This is a genomic window from Streptomyces endophyticus (assembly GCF_035798155.1).
Classification (GTDB): Bacteria; Actinomycetota; Actinomycetes; order Streptomycetales; family Streptomycetaceae; genus Streptomyces; species Streptomyces endophyticus.
The window spans coordinates 1-25,995 of the sequence record NZ_JAOZYC010000144.1 but is presented as its reverse complement, the minus strand read 5'-3'; the positions used below and the strand labels follow the sequence as shown (position 1 = coordinate 25,995).

Sequence of the window (25,995 nt, the reverse complement as noted above, 5' to 3'; positions counted from 1 at the left end):
GAGGGGGACGTAACTGGGCCATCTGTGACGCAAGTTACGCTCCCGTGGCCGGTGCGTGCCCGCCCCGCGGGGTCACTCCCAGCGGAAGAAGCGACCCGCCGCGCCCAGCCCCACGACCGCCCAGACGGCCAGGATCCCCAGGTCGCCCCACGGCATCGCCGCGCCGTGCTGCAGCACGTCCCGCAGGCCGTCGGAGAGCGCCGAGATGGGCAGCAGGCCGAGGACCGACTGGGCCGCGTCGGGGAACTTGTCGAGCGGCACGATGACGCCGCCGCCGACCAGGAGCAGCAGAAAGACGAGGTTCGCCGCGGCCAGCGTGGCCTCCGCCTTGAGGGTGCCCGCCATGAGGAGACCGAGGCCGGAGAACGCCGCCGTGCCGAACACCAGGAGGAGGAGAACGGCGAACGGGTTGCCGTGCGGGGACCAGCCGAGCGCGAACGCGATGACCGTGAGGAGGAGCACCTGGAGCACCTCGGTGACCAGGACGGAGAGCGTCTTCGCCGTCATCAGCGCCCAGCGCGGCAGCGGCGAGGCGCCGAGCCGCTTCAGCACCCCGTAGCGGCGCTCGAAGCCGGTGGCGATGGCCTGGCCGGTGAAGGCGGTCGACATCACGGCGAGCGCCAGGATGCCGGGGGCGAGGAAGTCGACGGCCTTGCCGGAACCCGTGTCGACGATGTCGACCGCCGAGAACAGGACCAGCAGCAGCGTCGGGATGACGACCGTGAGCAGCAGCTGTTCGCCGTTGCGCAGCAGCATCTTCGTCTCGAGCGCGGCCTGCGTCGCGATCATGCGGGGGAGCGGGGCGGCTCCGGGGGCGGGGGCGTACGTACCGGTGCCGCGCTGGGTTTCGGTGGCGCTCATCCGCGCAGCTCCTTGCCGGTCATTTCCAGGAATACATCTTCCAGGGTGTGCCGCTCGACGGAGATCTTGTCCGGCATCACGCCGTGCTGGGCGCACCAGGAGGTGACCGTCGCGAGGAGCTGGGGGTCGACCTTGCCGCTGACGCGGTAGGAACCCGGGGTGAGTTCGACGGCCGCCGAGTCGGCGGGCAGGGCCTTGAGGAGCGAGGCCACGTCGAGCCCCGGCCGCCCGGAGAAGCGGAGCGTGTTCTCGGCGCCGCCCTTGCACAGCTGCTCCGGGGAGCCCTGCGTGATGACCTTGCCGGCGTCGACGATCGCCACGTCGTCGGCGAGCTGCTCCGCCTCGTCCATGTAGTGCGTGGTGAGGATGACGGAGACGCCGTCGGCGCGCAGGTCCCGCACCAGGTCCCAGGTGGCGTGCCGGGCCTGCGGGTCGAGGCCCGCGGTCGGCTCGTCGAGGAAGACGAGCTCGGGCCGGCCCACCACGGCCATGGCGAGCGCGAGCCGCTGCTGCTGGCCGCCGGAGAGCCGCCGGTACGTGGTGCGACCGCAACTGCCGAGGCCGAGGCGCTCGATGAGGTCGTCCACGTCGAGCGGGTGGGCGTGCAGCTTGGCGATGTGGCGGAGCATCTCGTCGGCGCGGGCGCCGGAGTAGACGCCGCCGGACTGCAGCATCACGCCGATCCGGGGGCGTAGCGCGGAGGCCTGCTTGACCGGGTCGAGGCCGAGGACGCGGACGGTGCCGGAGTCCGGCCTGCGGTAGCCCTCGCAGGTCTCGATCGTGGTGGTCTTGCCCGCGCCGTTGGGGCCGAGGACGGCCGTGATGCCGGGGGCCGCCGTGAGGTCGAGGCCGTCGACCGCGGTCTTGGTTCCGTACCGCTTCACCAGACCGGTGATGTGGACGACTGGCTCACTTCGCATGGTGGGCAAGTCTAGGGAGGCGGCGCGGCTGCCGGACGCCCGGGGCGCAGGAACGCGGCAGACCCGTCAGTCGGCGGCGGGCCGGTGTGCGGGCAGCCACTTCTCCGCGTAGGCCACGGCGTCCGCGAGCGGGAAGAGCCGGGCCTCGGCGGCGCCGACCCGGCCGAGGGTGACCGGAGTGTCGCGCTCGAAGGCTGCGCCCAGCTCGTCGAACCGGTCGGCGTCGATCGTCACCTCGCGCACGTGTTCCCAGCCGTGGGGGCCCGGCCGTCCGGCGTCCTCGTGACCGGCCGGGATGCGGTATTCGGCCAGGTGGAAGCCCGTACACGCCTCGTATCCCGCGCCGAGGAGCAGTACGCGCGCGTGCAGCTCCTCCAGACGGGCCAGCGGGCTGCGCTCACCGAGCCGACAGTCGACCGCGTGCCCCTCGGTCACCGCGGCGGCGCGCGGCCCGAGCGCCGCGAAGGACGTCTGCGGATGCGCGCTGCGCAGGGCGCCCGGCCACGTCCGCACGGCCTCCGGGACGACGCCGACACCGCGCGTGGGCGTGATCGCCGGGTCGTACGCGGGCATGGTCGCCCGGATCGTCTCCCACCACTCCTGCGGCACCGGCGGTCGAACCCACTCGGCCGGATCCGTGAGCTCCCCGGACTGCGTCGGGACGACGAGCGTGCCGTCGGTGCCGAGCGCGTCGAGGAGTGCGCGGACGACCGTGGCCGCGCCGCCGTTCACCCAGCCGAGGCTGCTGAGCGAGGTGTGGACGAGGAGCGTGTCGCCCGGTTGGACGTGGAGGGCGCGGAGATCTGCCGTGAGGGACGTCTGCGTGACGAGTGGGCCGGTCGGGAGGGGTGTGGGCATGGGGCGAGTGTCCATGCGGGGGTGGTCGGGCGTCACGGGATTTGTTGGCGTCGGCCCCCTCCCGCATGCGCGGTCCGATCGATCAAAGATCGTTTCCGCAGGTCACGGCGGGTGACTACTTAGGCCTGCCTAAGTGATGCACGGCACCGAGCGCGATCACCGCCGCGCTTGTCAGGGTCTGAGGAATTACGCAACAATGGTGTTGTGAAAAACGTCGGCGAGGCCCCAGAGGAGCTCACGACCGGAGAGCGGTCCACCCGCAACCGGGTCGCGCGCTCCATCCTGGACCACGGCCCGTCCACCGTCGCCGAGCTCGCGGGACGCCTCGGTCTCACCCAGGCCGCCGTCCGCCGCCACCTCGACGCCCTCGGTGCCGACAATGTCGTGGAGCCCAAGGAACGGCGCGTCTACGGGGCCCGCACCCGCGGCCGCCCCGCCAAGGCCTTCGCGCTGACCGACTGCGGCCGGGACGCCTTCGACCAGTCCTACGACAAGCTCGCCGCGGAAGCGCTCCGCTGGATCAAGGAGCAGGCCGGCGGCGACGAGGCGCTCGTCTCCTTCGCCCGCGCGCGGATCGCCGCGCAGGCCGGTCCCTACCGGGCGGCGATCGAGGCGGCGGCCCCCGAGGAGCGCGCCCAGGCCCTGGCGAGGGCCTTGAGCGCGGACGGGTACGCTGCTACGGCGCGTAGCGCACCGGTCGGTGAGCAGCTCTGCCAGCACCACTGCCCAGTCGCCCACGTCGCCGAGCAGTTCCCGCAACTGTGCGAGGCCGAGACGGAAATGTTCTCGCAACTGCTCGGCACCCACGTACAGCGGCTGGCGACCATCGCCCATGGCGACGGGGTCTGCACGACGTTCATTCCCAAGAACACCCCCAATACGACCACCAACGCATCTGCAAGCACGGCCGGGAGGAACCCCGCATGACGCTCCCCATCGAGGAGACTGCTCACCCCGAGCTCGAGGGCCTGGGCAAGTACGAATACGGCTGGGCGGACTCCGACACGGCCGGTGCCTCTGCCAGGCGCGGCATCAACGAGGACGTCGTCCGCGACATCTCCGCCAAGAAGTCCGAGCCCGAGTGGATGACCAAGCTCCGCCTCAAGGGGCTGAAGCTGTTCGGCAAGAAGCCCATGCCGAACTGGGGCTCGGACCTGTCGGGCATCGACTTCGACAACATCAAGTACTTCGTGCGTTCCACGGAGAAGCAGGCGGAGTCCTGGGAGGACCTGCCCGAGGACATCAAGAACACGTACGACAAGCTCGGCATCCCCGAGGCGGAGAAGCAGCGCCTCGTCGCCGGTGTCGCGGCCCAGTACGAGTCCGAGGTCGTGTACCACCAGATCCGCGAGGACCTGGAGGAGCAGGGTGTCATCTTCATGGACACCGACACGGCCCTGAAGGAGCACCCGGAGCTCTTCAAGGAGTACTTCGGGACCGTCATCCCCGTCGGTGACAACAAGTTCGCGTCGCTGAACAGCGCCGTGTGGTCCGGCGGCTCCTTCATCTACGTGCCGAAGGGCGTGCACGTCGAGATCCCGCTCCAGGCCTACTTCCGTATCAACACGGAGAACATGGGTCAGTTCGAGCGCACGCTGATCATCGTCGATGAGGACGCGTACGTGCACTACGTAGAGGGCTGCACCGCGCCCATCTACAAGTCGGACTCCCTGCACAGCGCCGTCGTCGAGATCATCGTCAAGAAGGGCGCGCGCTGCCGTTACACGACCATCCAGAACTGGTCGAACAACGTCTACAACCTGGTCACCAAGCGCGCCGTGGCGTACGAGGGCGCGACCATGGAGTGGATCGACGGCAACATCGGTTCCAAGGTCACCATGAAGTACCCGGCCGTCTACCTGATGGGCGAGCACGCCAAGGGCGAGACGCTGTCCATCGCCTTCGCGGGCGAGGGCCAGCACCAGGACGCCGGTTCCAAGATGGTCCACATGGCGCCGAACACGTCGTCCAACATCGTCTCGAAGTCCGTGGCGCGCGGCGGCGGTCGTACGTCGTACCGCGGTCTCGTCGAGATCGGTGAGGGCGCCCCCGGCTCGAAGTCGAACGTGCTGTGCGACGCGCTGCTCGTCGACACCATCTCGCGCTCCGACACGTACCCGTACGTGGACGTCCGCGAGGACGACGTGTCCATGGGGCACGAGGCGACCGTCTCCCGCGTCTCCGAGGACCAGCTCTTCTACCTGATGAGCCGCGGTCTGAGCGAGTTCGAGGCCATGGCGATGATCGTGCGCGGCTTCGTCGAGCCGATCGCCAAGGAGCTGCCCATGGAGTACGCGCTCGAGCTCAACCGGCTGATCGAGCTCCAGATGGAAGGCGCGGTCGGTTAAGACCGCGCGGCCGGTTGAGCCCCTTCCAGGGTCGCCAACCGCCGCTCCCGTCAAGCCACTTACGTACGTAACGAAAGCGAGCACTACGACAGCCATGGCTGAGGCTCAGAACATCCCCGCGGGGTCGACGACCACCGGAAACATCGCGGTGGCCGCCGAGTCGACCGTCGCCACGCGCATGAGCGCGCCCCCGTCCTACGACGTGCAGGACTTCGCCGTCCCGCACGGCCGTGAGGAAGAGTGGCGGTTCACGCCACTGGAGCGCCTTCGCGGGCTGCACGACGGCACCGCCACCGCGACCGGCACCGGCGTGAAGATCGATGTCCAGGCCCCGGCCGGCGTCACCGTCGAGTCGGTCGGCCGCGAGGACGCCCGCGTCGGCAAGGCCGGCAAGCCCGTCGACCGGGTCGCCGCGCAGGCGTACTCCGCGTTCGAGCAGGCGTCGGTCGTCTCCGTTCCCAAGGAGACCGTCCTCGACGAGCCGATCCGGATCGCCGTGCACGGCGAGGGCGGCGTGGCCTACGGCCACCAGATCGTCGAGCTGGGCGCCTTCGCCGAGGCCGTCGTCGTCATCGACCACACCGGCGACGCGGTGCTCGCCGCCAACGTCGACTACCTGCTCGGCGACGGTGCGAAGCTGACCGTCGTCTCCGTGCAGGACTGGGACGACAAGGCCGTGCACGTGGCGCAGCACAACGCGCTCATCGGCCGCGACGCCTCCTTCAAGTCGGTCGTCGTCACCTTCGGCGGCGACGTCGTCCGGCTGCACCCGCGCGTGAACTACGCGTCCACGGGCGGCGAGGCCGAGCTGTTCGGCCTGTACTTCACGGACGCGGGCCAGCACCAGGAGCACCGCCTCCTGGTCGACCACGCGACCCCGCACTGCAAGTCCAACGTCGTCTACAAGGGCGCGCTCCAGGGCAACGAAGCGCACGCCGTGTGGATCGGTGACGTCCTCATCGAGGCCGCCGCCGAGGGCACGGACACGTACGAGCTGAACCGCAACCTGGTCCTCACGGACGGCGCGCGGGTCGACTCGGTGCCGAACCTCGAGATCGAGACCGGCGAGATCGTCGGCGCGGGCCACGCCTCGGCGACCGGCCGCTTCGACGACGAGCAGCTCTTCTACCTGATGGCCCGCGGCATCCCGGCCGACGAGGCGCGCCGCCTCGTCGTCGGCGGCTTCTTCGCCGAGCTCGTCCAGCAGATCGGTGTCCCGGACATCGAGGAGCGCCTGCTCGCGAAGATCGCGACCGAGCTGGAGGCCACGGTCTGATGGCCTTCGTCCGCGCCTGTGACCTCAGCGAGCTGGAGAGCGACACCCCCAAGCGGGTCGAGCTCGACGGCACGCCGGTCTCGGTCGTCCGCACCGAGGGCGAGGTGTTCGCGATCAACGACATCTGCTCGCACGCGAACGTGTCGCTCTCCGAGGGCGAGGTGGAGGACTGCCAGATCGAGTGCTGGCTGCACGGCTCCGCCTTCGACCTGCGTACCGGCAAGCCGTCCGGCCTTCCCGCCACGCGCCCCGTCCCCGTATACCCCGTACAGATCGAAGGGGGCAGCGTCCACGTCGACGTCACCGCCTCCCTCACCCAGGAGTCCTGAGACACCCATGGCTACGCTTGAAATCCGAGACCTGCACGTCACCGTCGAGGCCGACAACGCCACGAAGGAGATCCTCAAGGGCGTCGACCTCACCGTGAAGCAGGGCGAGACGCACGCCATCATGGGCCCGAACGGCTCCGGCAAGTCGACCCTCGCCTACTCCATCGCGGGACACCCCAAGTACACGATCACGCAGGGCACCGTCACCCTCGACGGCGAGGACGTCCTCGAGATGTCCGTCGACGAGCGCGCCCGCGCCGGCATGTTCCTGGCCATGCAGTACCCGGTCGAGGTCCCCGGCGTCTCCGTCTCCAACTTCCTGCGCTCGTCCGCCACGGCGATCCGCGGCGAGGCCCCCAAGCTGCGCACGTGGGTGAAGGAGGTCAAGGGCGCGATGGAGACCCTCCAGATGGACCCGGCCTTCGCCGAGCGCAACGTGAACGAGGGCTTCTCCGGCGGTGAGAAGAAGCGCCACGAGATCCTCCAGATGGAGCTCCTCAAGCCGAAGATCGCGATCCTCGACGAGACCGACTCCGGCCTCGACGTCGACGCCCTGCGCCAGGTCTCGGACGGCGTCAACCGCGTCCGTGAGACCGGTGAGGTCGGCACGCTGCTGATCACGCACTACACGCGCATCCTGCGCTACATCAAGCCGGACTTCGTGCACGTCTTCTCGGCGGGCCGGATCGTCGAGTCCGGCGGCCCCGAGCTGGCCGACACCCTCGAGGCCGAGGGCTACGAGAAGTACACGAAGGGTGGCGTATCGGCGTGACGCATCAGCTGCCGGGCCTCCTCGACACCGAGGCGATCCGCAAGGACTTCCCGATCCTCGACCGGGTGCTCCACGACGGCAAGAAGCTCGTGTACCTGGACAACGCGGCGACCTCGCAGACGCCGCGCCAGGTCCTCGACGCCATCGACGAGTACTACACACAGCACAACGCCAACGTCCACCGCGGCGTCCACGTGCTCGCCGAGGAGGCCACGGCGCTGTACGAGGGCGCGCGCGACAAGGTCGCCGCGTTCATCAACGCGCCGAGCCGCGACGAGGTCATCTTCACGAAGAACGCCTCGGAGTCGCTCAACCTCGTTGCCAACATGCTCGGTTGGGCCGACGAGCCGTACAAGGTCGATCACGAGACCGAGATCGTGATCACGGAGATGGAGCACCACTCCAACATCGTTCCGTGGCAGCTGCTCTCGCAGCGCACCGGCGCGAAGCTGAAGTGGTTCGGCCTCACCGACGACGGCCGCCTCGACCTGAGCAACATCAACGAGGTCATCACGGAGAAGACGAAGATCGTCTCCTTCGTGCTCGTGTCGAACATCCTGGGCACCCACAACCCGGTCGAGGCCATCGTGCGCCGCGCCCAGGAGGTCGGCGCCCTGGTCCTGATCGACGCCTCGCAGGCCGCTCCGCACATGCCTCTCGACGTGCAGGCGCTGCAGGCCGACTTCGTGGCCTTCACCGGCCACAAGATGTGCGGCCCGACCGGCATCGGCGTGCTGTGGGGCCGGCAGGAACTCCTTGAGGACCTGCCGCCGTTCCTCGGCGGCGGCGAGATGATCGAGACCGTGTCGATGCACTCGTCGACGTACGCTCCCGCGCCGCACAAGTTCGAGGCCGGTACGCCGCCGATCTCGCAGGCCATCGCCCTCGGTGCGGCGATCGACTACCTGAACTCGATCGGCATGGACAAGATCCTCGCCCACGAGCACGCGCTCACCGAGTACGCGGTCAAGCGCCTCCAGGAAGTCCCGGACCTCAAGATCATCGGCCCGACCACGGCCGAGGACCGGGGCGCGGCGATCTCCTTCACGCTCGGCGACATCCACCCGCACGACGTGGGCCAGGTTCTCGACGAGCTGGGCATCGCGGTCCGGGTCGGCCACCACTGCGCGCGGCCGGTCTGCCTGCGGTACGGAATTCCTGCGACCACGCGAGCGTCGTTCTATCTGTACTCCACGCCCGGCGAGATCGACGCTCTGGTCGACGGCCTGGAGCACGTACGGAACTTCTTCGGTTAAGGGCTGGGGACAGTGAAGCTGGATTCGATGTACCAGGAAGTCATCCTGGACCACTACAAGCACCCGCACGGCCGGGGCTTGCGGGACGGCGACGCCGAGGTGCACCACGTCAACCCGACGTGCGGCGACGAGATCACGCTGCGGGTGAAGTACGACGGCGAGAAGATCGCGGACGTGTCGTACGAGGGCCAGGGCTGCTCCATCAGCCAGGCCTCGGCGTCCGTCCTCAACGACCTTCTGGTCGGCAAGGAACTCATCGACGCGCGGAAGATCCAGGCGACGTTCCTGGAGCTGATGCAGTCCAAGGGGCAGCTGGAGCCGGACGACGACATGGAGGAGATCCTGGAGGACGCCGTCGCGTTCGCAGGGGTCTCCAAGTACCCGGCACGAGTCAAGTGCGCCCTCCTGAGCTGGATGGCGTGGAAGGACGCGACGGCCCAGGCCTTCGCGGAGGAGGCGAAGACCGCATGAGTGACAGCACAGCAGTGGAGATGAAGCCGGCCTCCGAGGAGGAGGTCCGCGAGGCGCTGTACGACGTCGTCGACCCCGAGCTGGGCATCGACGTCGTCAACCTGGGCCTGATCTACGGCATCCACGTCGACGACGCGAACATCGCGACGATCGACATGACGCTGACGTCGGCGGCCTGTCCGCTCACGGACGTCATCGAGGACCAGGCGAAGTCCGCGACCGACGGCATCGTCAACGAGCTCCGGATCAACTGGGTCTGGATGCCGCCGTGGGGCCCGGACAAGATCACGGACGACGGCCGCGAGCAGCTGAGGGCGCTCGGCTTCAACGTGTGAGCTGATCAAGCCCCTCCGGTCACCGGAGGGGCTTTTTCGTGGCCTGGTTGTGTACGGGTGTACGCAACGATGTGTACACTCGTACGCATGGGATACGTGCTGCTGGCCGGCGCCATAGCCGCCGAGGTGGGAGCCACCACCGCCATGAAGTACAGCGAGGGGTTCAGCAGGCTCTGGCCCTCGCTGCTCACCGTCGCCGGCTACATCGTCGCGTTCGCGCTGCTCGCGCAGACGCTGAAGACCGTGCAGATCGGCACCGCCTACGCGATCTGGGCGGGCACCGGCACCGCCGTCATCGCCGCGATCGGCATGCTGTTCCTCGGCGAGGGCCTGACGCTCGCCAAGGTCGGCGGGATCGTCCTCGTCATCGGCGGGGTCGTGCTGCTCAATATGGGCGGGGCGCACTGATGAGGACGCGCCGCTACGACCCCGAGCGCCGCCAGCGGATCATCGACGCCGCGATCCGGGTGGTCGGGTCGAAGGGCATCGGCGGGCTCAGCCACCGCTCCGTCGCCCGCGAGGCCGACGTGCCGCTCGGCTCGACCACTTACCACTTCAAGACCCTCGACGAGCTGATGGTGGCCGCACTGCGGCAGGCCAACGAGGGCTTCGCGAAGGTCGTCGCGGCGCACCACGCCCTCGCGGACACGGGCAGCGATCTGCCCGCCGAGCTCGCCGACCTGCTCGGCGAGTGGCTGGCGGGGGACCGGGTCGGCGTGGAGCTGGAGTACGAGCTGTACCTGGCCGCGCTGCGCCGACCCGCGCTGCGGCCCGTCGCCGCCGAGTGGTGCGAGGAGCTGGCGGAGGTCGTCGCCCGGCGCACCGACCCGGTCACCGCGCGGGCGATGGTCGCGCTGATGGACGGCATCTCGCTCCAAGTGCTGCTGACGGGCGGCGAGTACGACGCCGGGTACACGCGGGAGATGCTGGCGCGGCTGATTCGGTGACATGTCGGAGACGCGGGGGTCGGGCGGGCGGTCGGCGCCCGGCACGTGAGACGGGGGCACCGACCGGTTAGCCTCCGCGGGCCGGCGCCGATTAGGTTTGGGGCATGACCGACACCACTGCCTCCCGCTCCACCGGCGCCGTCGCCGCCGGCCTCGCCACCGTTACGTCCGACGGCACCGTTCTCGACACCTGGTTCCCCGCCCCCGAACTCGTCGCGGAGCCGGGTCCCGCCGGGACCGAGAAGCTCTCCGCCGAGAAGGCCGTCGAGCTGCTCGGCGCGGGCGCGGCGAAGGCGATCGGCCCCGACGCCCGCCGTGGCGTGGAGACCGTGGCCGTCCGTACGGTCATCGCGTCCCTCGACGACAAGCCGCTCGACGCGCACGACGCGTACCTGCGCCTGCACCTGCTCTCCCACCGCCTGGTGAAGCCGCACGGCCAGAACCTGGACGGCGTGTTCGGCCTCCTCGCCAACGTCGCCTGGACCTCGCTCGGCCCGGTCGCCGTCGACAACCTGGAGACGGCCCGGCTGAACGCCCGCGCGGAGGGCCTGCACCTGGCCGTGACCTCCGTCGACAAGTTCCCGCGCATGACGGACTACGTCGCCCCCAAGGGCGTGCGCATCGCCGACGCCGACCGCGTCCGCCTGGGTGCGCACCTCGCCGAGGGCACCACGGTCATGCACGAGGGCTTCGTGAACTTCAACGCCGGCACGCTCGGCACGTCGATGGTCGAGGGCCGCATCTCCGCCGGCGTCGTCGTCGGCGACGGCTCGGACATCGGCGGCGGCGCCTCCACGATGGGCACGCTGTCCGGCGGCGGCAACGTCCGCATCGTCATCGGCGAGCGCTGCCTCGTCGGCGCCGAGGCGGGCGTCGGCATCGCGCTCGGCGACGAGTGCGTCGTCGAGGCCGGCCTGTACGTCACCGCGGGCACCCGCGTGACGATGCCCGACGGCCAGGTCGTCAAGGCCCGCGATCTCTCCGGCGCCTCGAACATCCTCTTCCGCCGCAACTCGGTGACCGGCACGGTCGAGGCCCGCCCGAACAACGCGGTGTGGGGCGGCCTCAACGAGGTGCTGCACAGCCACAACTGACCTGCGACAGGCCGGTACAGGCGAGCGCCCTCCCGTGGCTCACGGGAGGGCGCTCGCGTGTCCGCGGAAGGTGTCAGGCGGTCCGGCCGCCGAGGCGGCGGCCGCGCAGCGCCTCGTAGGCCGCGCCGAGGGCCAGGGACTGGAGCAGCGCGCTCACGACGATGCCGGCGGCGAGGAGCCACATGGGCGCCTCGATGCCCCCGACCGCGCCGATGATCCCCATCGCGAGCAGGGACGTCGGGGCGGTGAAGAAGACGGGCCAAACGCCGACGAAGCCCGGGTCGGAGGACGTCAGCAGGACGACACCGGTGAACACGACGGACGCGCCGACGAGGCCGAGGTAGATGGCCGACGCCGGGTTGGTGACGGTCAGGCGCAGAAGGGTGCGGGCATTCATCGGTCGACTCCCCGTGGGTGATGGTGCCGTTCTTCCCCCATGGTCACGCCGGGTCCGCGGCCCCGTCATGAGTATCCGTACCTGGTTCGGGTGCCGAGTGCCCCCAGACCAGGGCGCGCAGGTCCATCGTGCCCGGTCTGGGCCCGTCCAGCAGGTGGGGTGACTCCAGGCGGTCGGCCATCTCCTCCAGGTAGTCGGTCACGGACTCGTAGCGAGGGCTGCGCTCGCCGTAGCGGGAGCAGAAACAGACGCGTCCCGTCTCCAGGTCGACGTACAGCAGCGGATAGCGCTCGTAGTGGCTGCCTGCGCAGAGCGGGATCCAGGACGCGCGCCAGTACGGGACGGCCCCTTCCTCGTCCTCGTCGATGCCCGAGTGCCGGTGCACGCTCATGTGGAACTCGTACAGCTCGGCGACCCGGTCCAGCGGTAGCAGCGCCATCTCTTCGAGCATGAACGCCGCCCAGGGCAGTTCGTCGTACGTGCCCGGGCGCAGCGCCGCCAGCGAGCCGCGCGCGTGCTCCCCGAGCCACGCCTCGATCCGCCCCCACGCGGCCGCCACCTGCCGCTGCTCCGCCGCGATCCGCTGCGCTTCCATCAGGCCGCGCAGCGTCTTCTCGTCGATCGGTTCTCTGCCGTTGTCCACCCGGGGAAGTTACCCGGAAGAATTCCCGCCTGAGCGACTTCCGCAAGGCGTTGGTCGCCCCAGTTCACGACGCGCTGAGCAGCTTCTCCAGCGCCGCCCGCAGTCCGTCGGCCGTCTCCTGGTCGGCGGGTTGCAGTGGTGCGCGGACCGGGCCGCCGAGGAGCGCCTTCACGGTGACCGTTCCCGGTAGGCCCGCGTTCATCATCAACTGGGTGAGCGGGACGGTGAGTTGCTGGCGGCGGGCGGCCTCCTTCGTGTCGCCCGCGTCGTACGCGTCGATGATGGCGCGGAAGGCGGCGGGCGCCACGTTCGAGACCGTCGAGACGTAGCCCGCGCCGCCCAGTGCGTACAGCGCCAGGACGTACTCGTCGCAGCCCGTGTAGTACGCCAAGTCCGTTTCGGACATGACCCGTTGGGTGCCGAGAAGGTCGTACGCGCAGTCCTTCACGGCGACGATCCTGGGGTGGTCCGCGAGCCGGATCATCGTGTCCGGCTTGACGCGGGTGCCGGTGCGGCCCGGGATGTCGTAGAGCATCAGGGGGAGGTCCGTGGCGTCGGCGATCGCGCGGAAGTGGGCCTCGATCGCGTCCTGCGGCGGGCGGCTGTAGTACGGAGTTACCACCAACAGGCCGTCCGCGCCCGCCTGTTGGGCCTGCCGGGCGACGTCGGCGGTGTGCCGGGTGTCGGACGTGCCGACGCCGGCGACGACCTTCGCGCGGCCGTCGACCGCCTCGCGCACCGCCCGCACGAGATCCGCCTTCTCCGTGTCCGTCGTGGTCGGCGACTCCCCGGTCGTGCCGGACAGGACGAGGCCCTCGCAGCCCTCGGTGACCAGCTGGTCGGCCAGCTTCTGGGCGGCGGCCAGGTCGAGCGTCCCCGTCCGTGTGAAGGGCGTGACCATGGCGCACAGGGCGCGGTTGAAGGGGGAGGGAGGTGGGGTTGCGTCGGTCATGAGGGGAGTGTCGGCCCGGGCGCGATGTAGCTCCACTTAATTCTGCTACGAGGTGGTGCGAAGCACTGCTGAAGTGTCGAGGTGGAAGCGGAGCCGTGGGGCTGGAATTCGCCACCCGACGTCCGGTTTGGCTGAGATGTGTGCTTCAGGTGGCGCGGCGGGAATCCGATGAACCGCAGTGAAGACGCTGGTCCGTTCGCGAGGTGCGTGTGGTGCGAGACGTGGTGATGGCGCTTGCCGCGCCCGCGGTGATGTGTGCGAGTGGGCTCTACGCGGCGTGCGCCGCCTGGTGGCGGCGCCGGCACCCGGCGCCCGAACCCTGGTCGCAGGCCGGGCTGCGGCTCGCGGGGGAGCGGGCGGTGGCCGTGGCCGAGGCGCTGGTGGCCGACGAGCACGCCCTGCTCGTGCAGGATGCCGAACGCGCTGGTGCCAAATCGAGCGGTCTGCGCCACCATGAGAGGCCGGTGACCGGCAACCAGGTCGCCGAAGGCCGTTCAGGGGAGGCACCATGAGGCTCGGCAAGGCACTCGCCACCGGAATCGCCGAAGAAGCGCCGCGGGAGACCGAGCGGCCCGAAATGGACGAACTGGCGCAGGAGTTGGCGGTCGACGCCGCCATGCGCGATGCCGTCGTGCGCGATGCCGTACCGGAGCCCGCCGAGGTCCCGGCGGAGCGATGAGGCCGCGGCTCCCTCAGGAGCGCCCGACGGAGCCGCCCACCGGTTACAAAATCGCCCACCCCGTGCTCGGCGCGGACGGTGGGGGCGCCGGATTTCTGGGTGTCTCGCTCGGTGCCGCCGCGCCCTACAAGGTGCTCGACGAGGCGCGCTGCGTGTACGGGCGGCGGCACAGCGCACCGCACCGGCGCTGCGACTGCGGATTCCACTGCGTACACGAACGCCGGTGCGCGGAAGGGCTGTTGGTGCAGGCCGAGCACCGTAGGGCGGTGCTGCTCGAGGTCTCCGTCCTCGGGCCCTACATCCGGTTCGAGCGCGGGTTCCGTTACGGGCGGCAGCGGGTGCGGGCCGCCACCGTCGGGCCGTGCCCGTGCGGCGCGGAGGCGGCGGTGCTCGCCGACGCCGGGTGGGGGCGTGCGGGTCGGTCGGTGCTGGAGGCGGCGTGTGCGGGGTGCGTGGGCGGGAGGCCGCGCTGGACCCTGGAGGCGTTCGCCCGGCTCGCGGGTGACGGGCTGCGGGTGCGCGCCGCACCCGGCGCGGGGTCGCGGGGGCCCGCCCCCGGAGTGCCCGAACTGGCCGCGGAGGCGGCGCTGCTCCAGGCTCGACTCGACTGGTTCCAGGGGCAGTTGGCGCGTCTGGGGCGGGCGATGGGAGGCGGTGGATAGTCGCGCGGGGGCGGGGTCGGTTGACCTGTGGGACCGTGAGTCCATGCGACGAAGGCGGCGGTCATGAGCGGGGCCCGTGACGGCGGAAAGCCGTTCGAGATCCCGCGCGAGTTCGAGGTCGGCGTCGCCCCCCAGCAGGTGTGGGACGCCGTCACCAAGGGGTCCGGCGGCTGGCTGTGGCCCATGGAGTACGAGCCCAAGGAGGGCGGCGAGGGCCCCTTCCGCTCCGTGCTGACCGTGTGGGACCCGCCGCGCCGGCTCACCGTCCGCTCCGACGACCCGGCCGCCCTGCCGCCCGGCCAGCCGCTCAACCAGATCGACTGGGCCATCGAGCCGCGCGACGGCGGCGGCCGGTCCCGCGTCCGCTACGTCCACAGCGGCGTCTTCACCGAGAACTGGGACGACCTCTACGACGGCGCCGACAAGCACACCGACTTCTACCTGCACACGCTGCGCCAGTACGTGACGCACTTCGCCGGCCGCCCGATCGCCTTCGCCACGCTCGACGGGCCCGGCAGCTCCGCGAACCGTGAGGCGCTCACCGCCGTCGGCCGCACGCTCGGCCTGCCCGTCGACGCGACGGAGGGCGCGCGGGTCCGCGTCCAGGGCCCGGCCGGACATGCCCTGGACGCCGTACTCGACTACCGCGACGCGTATTTCCTCGGCCTGCGCACGGAGGACGCCCTGTACCGCTTCTTCGGCCGCGGCCACTGGGGCGCGCCCGTCGGCATCAGCGTCCATGACTTCGCGCCGGACGCGGATGCCGCGCGGAACGAGGTCGAGTGGGGCGACTGGCTGGCGCGGATCTTCGCCTAGCCCCCGGCCCCAGCCCCAGCCTCGGCCCCAGCCCCGGCCCCGGGCTTGCCGTCAGGGACGGAAGCGCAGGACCTGCGGGTCGTGGTCGCTGATCTGGTCGTGGAACTCGCTGTTGATGTGCACGCTGTCGTAGGCGAACGCCTTCTTCGCCCTGACCGACGGGCTGATCAGGATCTGGTCGAGGACCTGGCTGTTGCCCTGGTAGTCATACGTATAACGCTCGTGCTTCGGCAGGGACTTGATCGCCGACCAGAGCCCACCGCCGGCCTCCAGGCGCTGGGTCGTGCCGGAGAACTCGAAGTCGTTGATGTCGCCGAGCGTGATCACGTCCGCGTCCGGCTGCGCCTTCAGGACATCCTTGGCGAAGGCGTTCACCACCGTCGCCTGCGCGTGCCGCTGCGTCTCCGAGGAGCGCGCGGGCGGCTGGTACTGGGAGGTCAGGCCCTGGTCGCCGCCCTTCGACGCGAAGTGGTTGGCGATCACGAAGACGGACTTGCCGCGGAACGTGAACTCGCCGGCCAGCGGCTTGCGGCTGTTCGCCCACGCGGCGTCGCCGGGTGCCACGCGGCCGGGCGACGCGGTGAGCGCCGCCTTGCCGTGCGCGCTGGTCACACCCACCGGTGTGGTCGCGTCGCCGCCGGGACGGTCGGTGAAGGACACGCGGTCCGGGTTGAACAGGAAGACCTGGCGGATGTTGCCGCCCGGCTCGCCGCCGTCCTTGTTGTTCTCCGGGTCGATCGAACGCCAGTCGTAGCGGGGTCCGCCCGCGGCGACGATCGCGTCGATGAGCTTGCGCATCGTCGCGTCGGCGGCGACCGTCCCGTCGTTCTTCGCGCCGTTGTTGTCCTGGATCTCTTCCAGGGACACGATGTCGGGCGAGCGCAGATGGTCGACGATCGCGGCGGCGTGCGCGTCGAAGGTGGCGTCGGACGGGTCGAGGTTCTCCACGTTGTACGTCGCCACGGCCAGCTCGCCGGACTTCTGCGCGCGGGTCGTCTCGCGCTCGACGCCCGACTGTCGCAGGTCGCCCAACTCCCGGGCCACCAGCGTGTATCCGCCGTACTGGTTGAAGTCGAGCGGGCCCTCTGTGGCGCCGGTCAGGACGTCGCCGACGTCGGCCGCGGGGAAGTCGTCGAGCGCCCCGAGCGACTGGATCTGCAGGCGCCCGCCGTTCTGGTCCTCGTACGAGGCGTAGCGGGTGCCGCCGCGCTTCGTGCGGTTCTCGTGCGGCTTGACGGTGACCCACAGCTCGCCGTACGCGTCGGACGCGGTGACGACGCGGGAGGAGCCGACGCGCACGTTCTGGCCCTCCAGGGACTCGTAGTAGTCGAGGGCGTACGCGCGCGGGCGCAGTGGCAGCTTGTTGACGGAGCCGTTCGCCGCCGGGTCGCCCTGCGGCGCGTACGCGGAGGGGACCGACGCGGCGCTGACCGTGGTGACCGGCACCGGGTTGCCCGACGAGTTCACGGTCACGGTCGGCTTCGTCAGCTCGGTGAGCGACTGGTTGCCGGACGAGGCGCCGCCGGGTACGTACTCGGAGACCGTTGCGGAGACGGTGACGGCGTCTCCGGCCTTCACGGTGGGAGTGGAACTCGTGAAGACGAAGACGCCCTCGCTGGTGGCCGGGTCGGCGTCGGGCCTGGTGTCCTGGAACCAGAAGCCGCGGGACGAGCCGTACGTTCTGACGCCCGTCACCACCCCCGTCACGCCCGTGACCTGCTGTCCGGTGAGCGGGGATATGCGGGTGGCGCCCTGGATGTCGTGGATGGCGACGTCGGCGGCCGCGGCCGGGTGGGCGGGGAGCGTGGCGAGGGTGCCGGACACCGCGGCGCAGGCGACGGCGAGCGCGGCGAGGCGCGACCGGGAGAACGAGTGGGACGTCGAACGGGACAACGGATCCTCCGGAGACGTGCGGCCGGCGGGTGCCGGGACGTGGTGGCGGAGCGGGACCTGGGACGGCGGGAGCGGTGCGGCGCGCGCAGGGCACCCCCGTACGCCCCCACGTACTTCTACGCGCGTCAATTTCCGTCCTGCGCCCGTGAGTTGTCAAGGTTTCGGGGATGTCGGGGACATGAGGGGATGTCGACCGGTCGATGAACCCGGCGGCATGGGGGCATATCCGTCTAGGGTGGGCGGTCGCAACGTAAGCCCCATGAGGAGAACCAGCCGATGTCAGACAGCTCCCCCCTGCCGCCGGTGCGGCTGCCCGCCGAAGCGGAGCTGGCGCGGGATGCCCTTGCCGCCCCTCTCCTGTCCCGAGCGGTGAAGCTCGCCCGCTGGGCCGGTCCCGGGACTCGCGTCGGCGCGGGCGGTGAACTCGTCGAGGAGCAGTTGCCCGCTGCCGCGGCCGAGCTCGGGCTCACCGGTTCCGTCGACGAGGCCGAAGGCGCCGCGTACGCGAGCGAGGCCTGGCGCATCGCCGTCGACACGGGCCTCGTGGAGGTCGTCGACGAGGAGGAGGGCACCGTCACGGTCGGCGAGGAGCTCGGCACGCTCACCTCCGGCGGCCCCTCCGACGTGCTCACGGTGTGGCTGGGCGCGCTCGACACCGTGCTCGCCGACGCGAGCGTGCCCGACCTCGACGACCTGGTCGGGGCCATGGAGGAGGGCGGCGAGATCGACTTCTCGCAGCTCGACTGGGACCCCGAGGCGGAGTCCGAGTTCCTGGAGGGCGTGCTCGGCAACCTGTATCTGCTGACCGTCAGCGAGGGCGGCGCCGGCGAGGAGGCCGTGCCGCTGCCCGCGCTCGCCGCGTCGATGATCGTGCCCGACGACATGGGCGAGCCGACCGACGACGTGCTTGAGCAGGTCTCGGACGCGATGATGCGGCTCGACGACCAGTTCCGGCTGCTCGACCCGATCGGCCTCGTGGAGTTCCAGCCGGTCGACGAGGCGCTGATGGCCGACGCCGACGAGCCGGTCGCGGAGCCGGTCGACGACTCGGACGTCTCCCGCTACGGGATGGTGCGGCTCACCCCGCTCGGCCTGTACGGGATCCGGTCCCGGATGCTCGACGCGGGCCTGGACGCCCCGGCCGTCGGCGACCTCGCCGACAAGGGCGCCGACGCGCTGCTCGACGGCACGAGCACGTTCCCCGAGGCGGCCGCGCAGGTCGAGATCGAGCAGTGGCTCGCGCGGCGCGAACCGCTCGCCGCGGCACGGGAGTTGCTGGGCGCGGCGCGCGGCGCCGACGCGTGGGCGCCGCTGCGGCGGCTGCGCTGCCAGCAGGCGCTCTCGCTCGTCGGCGTGGAGGCCGAGCCGGCGCTGCGTGAGGTGCTCGACGACGCGGAACTGGGCGGTCTGGCCCGGGTGTGGCTGGCCGAGCACGGGTTCGCGGATGTGCCGGCGCCGTCGCAGGACCTGGTGTTCTGGCTGACCGTCGACACGATTGCTGCGCAGCTTTCCATCGAGGGGAACTCGGAGGAGTTGCAGGCGTTGGTGGAGGGGCTCGCGGCGCAGCACAGTGGGTTCTTCTCGGCGGCGTGGCGGGTCGAACATCCCGCCACGGCGGATGTGTTGGAGGCGATGGGGCGCCTTCACCCGGACAAGAAGGTGGCCAAGGAGGCGCGGAAGGCGGCGTTCAAGGCGAGGTCCGCCACCGGGAGTTGATGTTGCGCGGCGCCGTGGTTGCGGTCGCGGGGCGCTGCCCCGGACCCCGCTGCTCAATCGCCGCAGGGGCTTAAATGGCTCACCCGCCGCCGAAGGCGCTTGATGAGTGCGCGCCCGCGTCCTCGGGACGCGGGCGCGCTGAAGCGCTGTTAGCAGAGATAGCGCGTCGTGTGCTTGAACGAGGATGATGCGCCGTCGAAGCCGTACGTGCCTCGGTACGACGGTGGGTTCTGGAATTCGCCGACCACGGTGATCGTGGAGGCGCACGAACCCTGGCCCGCCCGCTTCGCGTCCAGGCGGATGGTGTCGCCGATGAAGCCGCCCGTGATGTCCCACGGGGCGCCGCAGATGCCCGACGTGATCTGGCCGCCGGTCACCACGAAGGGGTGCGTGTTCGGGTTTATCTTCGCGGTGATGGCGAAGGTGACCGAGCCGTTGTTCAATTCCAGCTTGCAGTCGACCGTCAGCGCCTCCGCCGACACCTCGCGCGGCGCGGCGAACGCCTCGTCGCGGGTCTTGACCTCCGCGCCCTGCGGGTTGTGGAAGCGGTGTTCCGCGCGGGTCTGGCCCTTGCCCTTGCGTGCCTGAGTGGTCATGAGGTCACCTCCTCCTACGCCAGCTGCTCGGAGATCTCGACGCGCAACAGGGCGCGTACGTTCTCGATGTGGTTCTCGACCGTGACCGTCGACGACCCGGCGAACAGCAGGCCGACCGCCACGTTGTCGTAGGACGTCACGAGGGACCCGGAGTCGCCGCCCGCGGACATGTTGGTGGTGAGGATCTGGTCCTTGAAGCGGGCCGTGCCCGCCGTGCCGTAGTTGACGTCGATCGTCGCGTCGACCGCGACGATCCGGCCGAAGGACACGTTCGTCGTACGGCCCGTCTTCTTCACCAGGTCGCCGACCGCGACGTTCGCCTTGCGGCGCCAGGCGCGCGGCGCACCGCTGAAGTACTGCTCGCGCGTGGCGTCCTGGAACTGGACCTCGCCGAGCGCGGCGTCGACCACGTTGTTCTGCCGCTCCAGCGGCGTCTGCGGGGCGAACTGGATGGTGATGAAGCGGGACAGCGTGGCGATGCGGTCCGCGGGGTCCGTGCCGCCGTCGAACCGGCCGGGCTGCACGATGGCGCTGCCCAGTTGGGCCCGGTTGGAGTCGGCGAGGACGTGGTTGTTGGAGAGGACGTAGAACTTCGCCGGGGTGCCGAGGCCGGGTCCCGGCGGGTCCACCGTGGCGCCCGGCAGGAAGTCGTAGACCACGCTGCCGAGGGTGCCCGCGGTGATGGCGACGTTGCCGACCGAGAAGCCGGAGGGGCACGGCCGCATCCGGCGTACGAGCTGCTGCGGCTCGAACGCGCCGAGCCCGCCGAGCTCCTCGAGGAGCGGCTGGCCGACGCCGGAGAGCTGCTGGGCGATCCCGCCGTCGGGGCCGTACGAGACCTCTTCGGAGCGGGCTCCGGAGGGGCGGCTCTGCCGGCGCTGGGCGGAGATGTGGCCGACGGCCACGATGTCGGTCGGGGTGCCGTCGTCCATCTGACGCGGGATCACATCCCGTTCAGGGAGCAGGGATTCGGGCACCTTCTGGGTCACGAAGACGAGGACGGCCTCCTCGCCCGTCGGCTCGCCGTTCGACCATTTCACGCCGTGGCCGAAGCCGACCACATTGGCGAGGGGCGCCTCGCGCCGCAGGAAGTCACTGGTCGCTTGCTGCCGGGAGCTGTCGCTGAGCTGCCCTCCGGCGGGTCCGCGCATCAATTCGGGCTGGCGCACGCCAGACCACCTCTATTCCCCTGACTTGCCGCTGAAGTGCGGGGGACCCCTCACCGCTCGTCGTCCTGTGCGTGCACGTCGCCGATCGCGAGCACACGCACCGGTACCCCGTCGAGCGTTTCGGGGACGACGTCCTCCGCACGGAGCCGGTCGCGGGGCACTTTGCGGGTCACGAAGACGACGATGACGTCCTCGCCCGAGTGCTCGTCCTTCCCGGTCCCGACTCCGGTGACATTGGCCAGCCTCATCAGCCGGCTCTCATGGAGGCTGCGTGCCTGGCGTACGTCCATCGGCTCGCCACCCTCCGACCTTCGAACGGTCTGCTGCCGTCTGTCTATTGCCGCTCGGGGAGCCGGTCAAGGAGGTCCGCGCGAAATCATGGGTTTGGGGGTGAGATGCGCTTGTTGACCTTCTTTACGAAGATTCTGCCGGGCCCTGTGAGGACTCCGGCGGACGCGCCCGGGTCACGTACGCAGGTACGAGGCGCCGTTCAGGTCGAGGACGGTGCCGGAGGACCACTGGGCGGCCGGTGAGGCGAGCCACAGGACGGCCTCCGCGATCTCCTCGGCCGAGGCCACGCGGCCGAACGGGCTCTGCGCGCGCACCTCATCGGTCAGCCGGTGCGCCACCCGCTCCGTCTCGATGAAGCCGGGCGCCACCGACGCCACCCCGATCCCGTGCGGCGCGAGCGCCACCGCGAGGGACTGGCCGAGCGCGTGCACGGCGGCCTTCGTCGCCCCGTACGCCGGGTGGTCGGGCTCGCCCTTGAACGCGCCGCGCGAGCCGATGTTGACGATGCGGCCCGCCGTGCCCTGCCCGATCATGCGCTGCGCGGCGAGGTGGCTGAGGTGCGCGGTGCCGAGCAGGTTCACGGAGACGTGGCTCTGCCACTGCCGAACCCACTCCTCGTACGGGGTGCTGGCAGGCGGATGCGGGGTGTTCACGGCCGCGTTGTTGACCAGGACGTCGAGGCCGCCGAGGCCCTCGATCGCGCGCTCGGCGACGGACGCCGCGCCGTCGGGGCCGGAGATGTCGCCGCCGACGAGGACGTGCCCTTCGCCGGCGAGCGAGTCGAGCGTGGCCCGTGCCTCGTCCTCCCGCGAGCCGTAGTGCACGGCCACCCGGTCGCCGTTCGCCGCGAAGGCGCGGGCGAGGGCCCGGCCGAGGCCGCGCGAGGCCCCGGAGACGAGGACACGGCGGTCGGACGGTTCCAGGTTCACGGAAGTCATGTAAGCGGGCCCCTCGACGTCGGACGGTGTTCAACCGCCGTTTATACGCGAGCGAGAACGTATGGCCGAAAACAGGGCCCGTTCACTCTCATCGATCATTACGGGAGACAGCCAGCATGTCGCTCACTCGCAGGGACTTCACCAGACGATCCGCGGCCACCGGCGCCGGCATCGCACTCGCCGGGTCCGTCGGCTCCCTGGCCACCGCACCGAACGCGCTCGCGGCCACCGACGACGCCTCCGTCGAGGTCCTCAAGGGCAAGGACAGGGGCGTCGGCTACGGCCCGCTGATCGACGACCCCGACGGCATCCTCGCGCTGCCCGAGGGCTTCTCGTACAAGGTCATCACGTACTCCGGGAAGACCAAGCTGGAGTCCGGCGAGTTCACGCCCTCCAACCACGACGGCACCGCCACCTTCGCGGGCCCGCGCGGCGCCACGCTGCTCGTCAACAACCACGAGCTCGCGGGCGCCCGCGCCGACTGGCCGCACCCGGTGCCGCTGACCGAGGGCCTCGTCTACGACCCGATGGCGGCCGGCGGCTGCACGGTCGTCGAGGTGCGCCGCGGCGGCGAGGTCGCCGAGTGGGTCGGCATCGCCGGCACAGCCACCAACTGCGCGGGCGGCCACACCCCGTGGAACACCTGGCTGACCTGCGAGGAGACCGAGGACAAGGCCGGCAAGAACGGGTTCACCAAGGACCACGGCTACGTCTTCGAGGTCGACCCCGCCGATCGTCGTGCCAACAAGGCCCCCAAGCCCATCAAGGCGTTCGGCCGCTACGCGCACGAGGCCGTCGTCATCGACCCCAAGCGCGGCCACGCCTACCTCACCGAGGACGCGTCGGGCCCCAACGGCCTGCTCTACCGCTGGGTTCCGCCGAAGGGCTTCGAGCACGGCCGCGGCAAGCTGCGCACCCTCGCCGACGACGCGGGCGTGCTCCAGGCGACCCGGTGCTTCGACTCCGGCGGCCGCTTCGTCGACGACCTGTCCCGCGCCACGAAGCTCGGCACGACGTACGGCGTCGACTGGGTCGACGTCCCGGACCGCGACGCCAAGTCCGTCTCCACGCGCAAGCAGTTCAAGGACGGCGAGATCACCCGCGCCCGCAAGCTGGAGGGCATGTGGTGGGGTGACGGCGGCGCCTACGTCGTCTCCTCGTACGCCCGCGAGGAGAGCCCCGTCGCGCACGACGGCCAGGTCTGGTTCTACGACCCCAAGCGCCGCACCCTCACCCTGAAGGTGCTGCTCGGCGTGAACCCCGACCCGTCGAAGGACGGCGCCTTCGACGGCCCGGACAACATCACGGTCTCCCCGTACGGCGGTCTGGTCATCTCCGAGGACGGCGAGGGTATTCAGCACCTGTTCGGGGCGACCGAGCAGGGCCGTACCTACCCGATCGCGCGCAACGACCTCAACATCGGCACCGAAGCGGAGCCGGAGTACAGCGAGATGACGGGCGTGACCTTCTCGCCCGACGGCTCGACCCTCTACGCCAACATCCAGAACCCCGGCATCATGCTGGCCATCGAGGGCCCCTGGAAGCGTCAGCGCTGAGCTCTCACTCGAGCGGGTCCACCGGCGGCGCCTCGCGTTCCGAGGCGATCCGGTGGACCCGCCCCCGCACCGCGTACCAGCCGATCGTCAGACACACCGCGATCGGGACCAGCATCAGCACCGTGTCGCGGCCCGCGCCGTCCTTGTCGAACCACATCATCACGACCACGCCGAACAGGAACACGATCGTCGTCAGCTCGATCCACGGCGAGGCCCACAGCCGGAACGCGGGCCGGTGCACGACGCCTTCCCGCGCCCGCCGCACGAACACCAGGTGACAGAGCATGATCATGACCCAGGTGGAGATGACGCCGAGCGAGGAGATGTTCGTGACGATGGCGAACGCGTCCTCCGGTAGCCACGCGTTGAGCGCGACCCCGAACATCGCCACCGTCGCCGTCAGCAGGATCCCGCCGTACGGGACATGGCTGCCGCTCATCCGGGCCGTGAACGAGGGGGCCGAGCCCGCCATCGACATCGAGCGCAGGATGCGGCCCGTGGTGTAGAGCCCGGAGTTGAGCGAGGACATGGCGGCGGTCAGCACCACCAGGTTCATGATGCCGCCGGCCGAGGGGATCCCGATCTTGGAGAGGACCGTCACGAACGGGCTCTCGTTCGCCGAGTACGCCGTCCAGGGCAGCAGCAGCGTCAGCATCACGACCGAGCCGACGTAGAAGATGCCGACCCGCCACATGATCGAGTTCACGGCCTTCGGCACGACCTTCTCCGGCTCCGCGGTCTCGCCGGCCGTCACACCGACCATCTCGACCGCCGCGTACGCGAAGACCACGGTCTGCGTGATGAGGACGACGGGTAGCACGCCCAGCGGGAACCAGCCGCCGTTGTCGCTGATGAGCGAGATGCCGGGGTCGTGGGTTCCGTCCACGGGCTTCCCCGTCACCAGGAAGAAGATCCCGATCAGCAGGAACAGCACCAGGGCCGCGACCTTCACGATGGCGAACCAGAACTCCATCTCACCGAAGCTCTTCACGGAGATGAGGTTGATGGTCAGCACGATCGCGAGGGCGACCGCGGCCAGCACCCACTGCGGGATGGTCGTGAACATCGACCAGTAGTGCACGTACAGGGCGACGGCGGTGATGTCGGCCATCCCCGCCGAGGACCAGTTCAGTACGTACATCCAGCCGGCCACGAACGCGCCCCGCTCGCCGAGGAACTCGCGCGCGTAGCTCACGAAGGAGCCGGAGGATGGCCGGTGCACGACCAGTTCGCCCAGCGCCCGCACCACGAAGAACGCGAACACGCCGCAGATCGCGTACGCGAACGCGAGGGCGGGGCCCGCCTTGGCGAGGTTGCCGCCCGCGCCGAGGAAGAGCCCCGTACCGATCGCCCCACCGATCGCGATCATGCTGATGTGGCGGGACTTGAGACTCTTGCTGTACCCGAGGTCACCGGCGTCGGTGACCCCTTCGGCGGTGATCGGATCGTCCAGGTGGGGGTCTTCCCCCGCCGGTCCGGTTTGGTGGCCTTTGTGCATGTTCACGACGGGCACTCTCGCAAATTAACCGCCCGGCGTCGCAGCTACGCGCCGCAGGCCCGCGGGGGCGAGAAAAGTCCCCGGTGAAAGTCGCGGGTAAGGGAACGGTAAAGCGGGGTCGATCGTTACCCCAGGCATGACCGCAATGACTCCCGGCTCGAACATCCCGCTCACCGTGCAGCGCGTGGCGGTTGACGTCACGGCGCCCGTGCGGCTCGACGTATCGGGCCTGCTGCTCACCGCCGACGGCAAGGTGCGCTCGGACGACGACTTCATCTTCTACAACCAGCCCTCGGGGCCCGGTGTGACGTACACATCGGGTGGCGGCAGCGCGCCGGACTCCATCACGGTGGACACGTCCGCCGTCCCGCCGGGCATCGAGAAGATCGTCGTCACCGCGAGCCCGGACGCCGAGGGCCAGTCGTTCCAGGGCGTCGAACCGACCGCCACGATCCGCGGCGCGGACGACGGCTCGGTGCTCGCCACGTTCACGCCGCCGCAGCTCGGTGCGGAGACGGCGCTGGTGGTCATGGAGGTGTACCTGAGGAACGGCGCGTGGAAGGCGCGCGCGGTGGGCCAGGGGTATGCGAACGGGCTGGCGGGTATCGCCACGGACTTCGGTGTGTCGGTGGAGGAGCCGGCCGCCCCCGCCGCGACCCCGGCTCCCCAGGCCCCGCCCGCCCCGCCGGCCGCGATGCCCGCGCCGACGACGCCGCGGGTCG

At 70.4% G+C, this 25,995-nt stretch carries 30 protein-coding genes; 18 read left to right on the top strand and 12 right to left on the bottom strand.

The window, feature by feature from the left end:
- Positions 1–72 precede the first annotated feature (72 nt).
- The 3 genes from OKJ99_RS27385 to OKJ99_RS27375 form a co-directional block, all read right to left on the bottom strand.
- On the bottom strand, positions 73–861 hold the full coding sequence (locus tag OKJ99_RS27385; RefSeq protein WP_326020297.1) for an ABC transporter permease: 789 nt from the start codon (positions 859–861) through the stop codon (positions 73–75).
- A complete protein-coding gene (locus OKJ99_RS27380) occupies positions 858–1,781 on the bottom strand; it encodes an ABC transporter ATP-binding protein (RefSeq protein WP_326020295.1) in 924 nt (307 codons plus the stop codon). Before OKJ99_RS27380 ends, OKJ99_RS27385 begins: the two co-directional genes overlap by 4 nt.
- 66 nt (positions 1,782–1,847) lie before the next feature.
- Entirely contained in the window at positions 1,848–2,639 is a 792-nt protein-coding gene (locus tag OKJ99_RS27375) for an aminoglycoside N(3)-acetyltransferase (protein WP_326020294.1), read from the bottom strand.
- Between the two features lie 204 nt (positions 2,640–2,843).
- Here OKJ99_RS27375 and OKJ99_RS27370 point away from each other — a divergent pair, with 204 nt between their 5' ends.
- The 11 genes from OKJ99_RS27370 (at position 2,844) to dapD (ending at position 11,467) form a co-directional block, all read left to right on the top strand.
- Positions 2,844–3,566 (top strand): helix-turn-helix transcriptional regulator, encoded by a 723-nt coding sequence (locus tag OKJ99_RS27370; RefSeq protein ID WP_326020292.1) that lies wholly within the window; start codon positions 2,844–2,846, stop codon positions 3,564–3,566.
- On the top strand, positions 3,563–4,987 hold the full coding sequence (gene sufB / locus OKJ99_RS27365; protein ID WP_326020291.1) for a Fe-S cluster assembly protein SufB: 1,425 nt from the start codon (positions 3,563–3,565) through the stop codon (positions 4,985–4,987). The genes OKJ99_RS27370 and sufB overlap by 4 nt, the downstream gene beginning before the upstream one ends.
- A 94-nt stretch (positions 4,988–5,081) precedes the next feature.
- Complete coding sequence (sufD, locus tag OKJ99_RS27360; protein ID WP_326020290.1) at positions 5,082–6,263, top strand: Fe-S cluster assembly protein SufD; 1,182 nt, start codon at positions 5,082–5,084, stop codon at positions 6,261–6,263.
- A complete protein-coding gene (locus OKJ99_RS27355; protein ID WP_326020288.1) occupies positions 6,263–6,592 on the top strand; it encodes a bifunctional 3-phenylpropionate/cinnamic acid dioxygenase ferredoxin subunit in 330 nt (109 codons plus the stop codon). Before sufD ends, OKJ99_RS27355 begins: the two co-directional genes overlap by 1 nt.
- Before the next feature lie 7 nt (positions 6,593–6,599).
- The gene (gene sufC / locus OKJ99_RS27350) at positions 6,600–7,364 is read left to right on the top strand and encodes a Fe-S cluster assembly ATPase SufC (RefSeq protein WP_266720902.1); all 765 of its coding nucleotides are present in this window, start codon (positions 6,600–6,602) and stop codon (positions 7,362–7,364) included.
- Positions 7,361–8,620, top strand: a complete 1,260-nt coding sequence (locus OKJ99_RS27345; RefSeq protein ID WP_326020285.1) for a cysteine desulfurase — start codon at positions 7,361–7,363, stop codon at positions 8,618–8,620. The genes sufC and OKJ99_RS27345 overlap by 4 nt, the downstream gene beginning before the upstream one ends.
- A 12-nt stretch (positions 8,621–8,632) precedes the next feature.
- Positions 8,633–9,091, top strand: a complete 459-nt coding sequence (gene sufU / locus OKJ99_RS27340; protein WP_326020284.1) for a Fe-S cluster assembly sulfur transfer protein SufU — start codon at positions 8,633–8,635, stop codon at positions 9,089–9,091.
- Entirely contained in the window at positions 9,088–9,426 is a 339-nt protein-coding gene (locus tag OKJ99_RS27335; RefSeq protein WP_266720908.1) for a metal-sulfur cluster assembly factor, read from the top strand. Before sufU ends, OKJ99_RS27335 begins: the two co-directional genes overlap by 4 nt.
- 87 nt (positions 9,427–9,513) lie before the next feature.
- Entirely contained in the window at positions 9,514–9,834 is a 321-nt protein-coding gene (locus tag OKJ99_RS27330) for a DMT family transporter (RefSeq protein WP_326020283.1), read from the top strand.
- Positions 9,834–10,373, top strand: a complete 540-nt coding sequence (locus OKJ99_RS27325) for a TetR/AcrR family transcriptional regulator (RefSeq protein WP_326020281.1) — start codon at positions 9,834–9,836, stop codon at positions 10,371–10,373. Before OKJ99_RS27330 ends, OKJ99_RS27325 begins: the two co-directional genes overlap by 1 nt.
- Positions 10,374–10,477: 104 nt before the next feature.
- Complete coding sequence (gene dapD / locus OKJ99_RS27320) at positions 10,478–11,467, top strand: 2,3,4,5-tetrahydropyridine-2,6-dicarboxylate N-succinyltransferase (protein ID WP_326020280.1); 990 nt, start codon at positions 10,478–10,480, stop codon at positions 11,465–11,467.
- A gap of 73 nt (positions 11,468–11,540) precedes the next feature.
- Here dapD and OKJ99_RS27315 read toward each other — a convergent pair whose 3' ends face one another.
- From OKJ99_RS27315 to dapA, 3 genes are all read right to left on the bottom strand, one after another.
- Positions 11,541–11,864: an SCO4225 family membrane protein gene (locus OKJ99_RS27315; protein ID WP_326020279.1), complete on the bottom strand. Its 324-nt coding sequence runs from the start codon at positions 11,862–11,864 to the stop codon at positions 11,541–11,543.
- A 43-nt stretch (positions 11,865–11,907) separates the two neighbouring features.
- Positions 11,908–12,507 carry an SMI1/KNR4 family protein gene (locus tag OKJ99_RS27310; RefSeq protein WP_326020278.1) on the bottom strand — a complete coding sequence of 200 codons (600 nt, stop codon included), beginning with the start codon at positions 12,505–12,507 and terminating at the stop codon, positions 11,908–11,910.
- A 64-nt stretch (positions 12,508–12,571) separates the two neighbouring features.
- A complete protein-coding gene (gene dapA, locus OKJ99_RS27305; protein ID WP_326020277.1) occupies positions 12,572–13,459 on the bottom strand; it encodes a 4-hydroxy-tetrahydrodipicolinate synthase in 888 nt (295 codons plus the stop codon).
- Positions 13,460–13,671: 212 nt separating this feature from the next.
- Here dapA and OKJ99_RS27300 point away from each other — a divergent pair, with 212 nt between their 5' ends.
- From OKJ99_RS27300 to OKJ99_RS27285, 4 genes are all read left to right on the top strand, one after another.
- Positions 13,672–13,971 (top strand): hypothetical protein, encoded by a 300-nt coding sequence (locus tag OKJ99_RS27300; protein ID WP_326020275.1) that lies wholly within the window; start codon positions 13,672–13,674, stop codon positions 13,969–13,971.
- Positions 13,968–14,138: a hypothetical protein gene (locus OKJ99_RS27295; protein ID WP_326020273.1), complete on the top strand. Its 171-nt coding sequence runs from the start codon at positions 13,968–13,970 to the stop codon at positions 14,136–14,138. Before OKJ99_RS27300 ends, OKJ99_RS27295 begins: the two co-directional genes overlap by 4 nt.
- Positions 14,135–14,800 (top strand): hypothetical protein, encoded by a 666-nt coding sequence (locus OKJ99_RS27290; RefSeq protein WP_326020271.1) that lies wholly within the window; start codon positions 14,135–14,137, stop codon positions 14,798–14,800. Before OKJ99_RS27295 ends, OKJ99_RS27290 begins: the two co-directional genes overlap by 4 nt.
- Positions 14,801–14,863: 63 nt before the next feature.
- Positions 14,864–15,616: an SRPBCC family protein gene (locus OKJ99_RS27285; RefSeq protein ID WP_326020269.1), complete on the top strand. Its 753-nt coding sequence runs from the start codon at positions 14,864–14,866 to the stop codon at positions 15,614–15,616.
- Positions 15,617–15,667: 51 nt separating this feature from the next.
- Here the strand turns inward: OKJ99_RS27285 and OKJ99_RS27280 are convergent, their stop codons facing one another.
- Positions 15,668–17,509: an endonuclease/exonuclease/phosphatase family protein gene (locus OKJ99_RS27280; protein WP_326020267.1), complete on the bottom strand. Its 1,842-nt coding sequence runs from the start codon at positions 17,507–17,509 to the stop codon at positions 15,668–15,670.
- 276 nt (positions 17,510–17,785) lie between these two features.
- On the opposite strand from OKJ99_RS27280, the gene OKJ99_RS27275 reads away from it, so the two are divergent.
- Complete coding sequence (locus tag OKJ99_RS27275) at positions 17,786–19,225, top strand: hypothetical protein (protein WP_326020265.1); 1,440 nt, start codon at positions 17,786–17,788, stop codon at positions 19,223–19,225.
- A 149-nt stretch (positions 19,226–19,374) separates the two neighbouring features.
- On the opposite strand, the gene OKJ99_RS27270 is transcribed toward OKJ99_RS27275, so the two are convergent.
- The 4 genes from OKJ99_RS27270 to OKJ99_RS27255 form a co-directional block, all read right to left on the bottom strand.
- On the bottom strand, positions 19,375–19,821 hold the full coding sequence (locus tag OKJ99_RS27270) for a hypothetical protein (RefSeq protein ID WP_326020263.1): 447 nt from the start codon (positions 19,819–19,821) through the stop codon (positions 19,375–19,377).
- A 14-nt stretch (positions 19,822–19,835) separates the two neighbouring features.
- On the bottom strand, positions 19,836–20,990 hold the full coding sequence (locus OKJ99_RS27265) for a chymotrypsin family serine protease (protein WP_326020262.1): 1,155 nt from the start codon (positions 20,988–20,990) through the stop codon (positions 19,836–19,838).
- A gap of 50 nt (positions 20,991–21,040) precedes the next feature.
- Entirely contained in the window at positions 21,041–21,280 is a 240-nt protein-coding gene (locus tag OKJ99_RS27260; RefSeq protein ID WP_326020260.1) for a hypothetical protein, read from the bottom strand.
- A 174-nt stretch (positions 21,281–21,454) separates the two neighbouring features.
- A complete protein-coding gene (locus OKJ99_RS27255) occupies positions 21,455–22,219 on the bottom strand; it encodes an SDR family NAD(P)-dependent oxidoreductase (RefSeq protein ID WP_326020258.1) in 765 nt (254 codons plus the stop codon).
- 116 nt (positions 22,220–22,335) lie between these two features.
- On the opposite strand from OKJ99_RS27255, the gene OKJ99_RS27250 reads away from it, so the two are divergent.
- Positions 22,336–23,775, top strand: coding sequence for an alkaline phosphatase PhoX (locus OKJ99_RS27250; RefSeq protein ID WP_326020257.1), 1,440 nt, complete (start codon positions 22,336–22,338; stop codon positions 23,773–23,775).
- Between the two features lie 4 nt (positions 23,776–23,779).
- Here OKJ99_RS27250 and OKJ99_RS27245 read toward each other — a convergent pair whose 3' ends face one another.
- Positions 23,780–25,273 (bottom strand): amino acid permease, encoded by a 1,494-nt coding sequence (locus tag OKJ99_RS27245; RefSeq protein ID WP_407700775.1) that lies wholly within the window; start codon positions 25,271–25,273, stop codon positions 23,780–23,782.
- A gap of 136 nt (positions 25,274–25,409) precedes the next feature.
- Here OKJ99_RS27245 and OKJ99_RS27240 point away from each other — a divergent pair.
- A partial coding sequence (locus tag OKJ99_RS27240; protein ID WP_326020255.1) for a TerD family protein occupies positions 25,410–25,995 on the top strand: 586 nt, incomplete at its 3' end.

Bases quoted from the DNA above. Each gene is read 5' to 3' on its own strand.
- OKJ99_RS27385 (WP_326020297.1), bottom strand. From the start codon at position 861: ATGAGCGCCACCGAAACCCAGCGCGGCACCGGTACGTACGCCCCCGCC.
- OKJ99_RS27380 (WP_326020295.1), bottom strand. From the start codon at position 1,781: ATGCGAAGTGAGCCAGTCGTCCACATCACCGGTCTGGTGAAGCGGTAC.
- OKJ99_RS27375 (WP_326020294.1), bottom strand. From the start codon at position 2,639: ATGCCCACACCCCTCCCGACCGGCCCACTCGTCACGCAGACGTCCCTC.
- sufB (WP_326020291.1), top strand. From the start codon at position 3,563: ATGACGCTCCCCATCGAGGAGACTGCTCACCCCGAGCTCGAGGGCCTG.
- sufD (WP_326020290.1), top strand. From the start codon at position 5,082: ATGGCTGAGGCTCAGAACATCCCCGCGGGGTCGACGACCACCGGAAAC.
- OKJ99_RS27355 (WP_326020288.1), top strand. From the start codon at position 6,263: ATGGCCTTCGTCCGCGCCTGTGACCTCAGCGAGCTGGAGAGCGACACC.
- sufC (WP_266720902.1), top strand. From the start codon at position 6,600: ATGGCTACGCTTGAAATCCGAGACCTGCACGTCACCGTCGAGGCCGAC.
- OKJ99_RS27335 (WP_266720908.1), top strand. From the start codon at position 9,088: ATGAGTGACAGCACAGCAGTGGAGATGAAGCCGGCCTCCGAGGAGGAG.
- OKJ99_RS27330 (WP_326020283.1), top strand. From the start codon at position 9,514: ATGGGATACGTGCTGCTGGCCGGCGCCATAGCCGCCGAGGTGGGAGCC.
- OKJ99_RS27325 (WP_326020281.1), top strand. From the start codon at position 9,834: ATGAGGACGCGCCGCTACGACCCCGAGCGCCGCCAGCGGATCATCGAC.
- dapD (WP_326020280.1), top strand. From the start codon at position 10,478: ATGACCGACACCACTGCCTCCCGCTCCACCGGCGCCGTCGCCGCCGGC.
- OKJ99_RS27315 (WP_326020279.1), bottom strand. From the start codon at position 11,864: ATGAATGCCCGCACCCTTCTGCGCCTGACCGTCACCAACCCGGCGTCG.
- dapA (WP_326020277.1), bottom strand. From the start codon at position 13,459: ATGACCGACGCAACCCCACCTCCCTCCCCCTTCAACCGCGCCCTGTGC.
- OKJ99_RS27295 (WP_326020273.1), top strand. From the start codon at position 13,968: ATGAGGCTCGGCAAGGCACTCGCCACCGGAATCGCCGAAGAAGCGCCG.
- OKJ99_RS27290 (WP_326020271.1), top strand. From the start codon at position 14,135: ATGAGGCCGCGGCTCCCTCAGGAGCGCCCGACGGAGCCGCCCACCGGT.
- OKJ99_RS27285 (WP_326020269.1), top strand. From the start codon at position 14,864: ATGAGCGGGGCCCGTGACGGCGGAAAGCCGTTCGAGATCCCGCGCGAG.
- OKJ99_RS27275 (WP_326020265.1), top strand. From the start codon at position 17,786: ATGTCAGACAGCTCCCCCCTGCCGCCGGTGCGGCTGCCCGCCGAAGCG.
- OKJ99_RS27270 (WP_326020263.1), bottom strand. From the start codon at position 19,821: ATGACCACTCAGGCACGCAAGGGCAAGGGCCAGACCCGCGCGGAACAC.
- OKJ99_RS27260 (WP_326020260.1), bottom strand. From the start codon at position 21,280: ATGGACGTACGCCAGGCACGCAGCCTCCATGAGAGCCGGCTGATGAGG.
- OKJ99_RS27255 (WP_326020258.1), bottom strand. From the start codon at position 22,219: ATGACTTCCGTGAACCTGGAACCGTCCGACCGCCGTGTCCTCGTCTCC.
- OKJ99_RS27250 (WP_326020257.1), top strand. From the start codon at position 22,336: ATGTCGCTCACTCGCAGGGACTTCACCAGACGATCCGCGGCCACCGGC.
- OKJ99_RS27245 (WP_407700775.1), bottom strand. From the start codon at position 25,273: ATGCACAAAGGCCACCAAACCGGACCGGCGGGGGAAGACCCCCACCTG.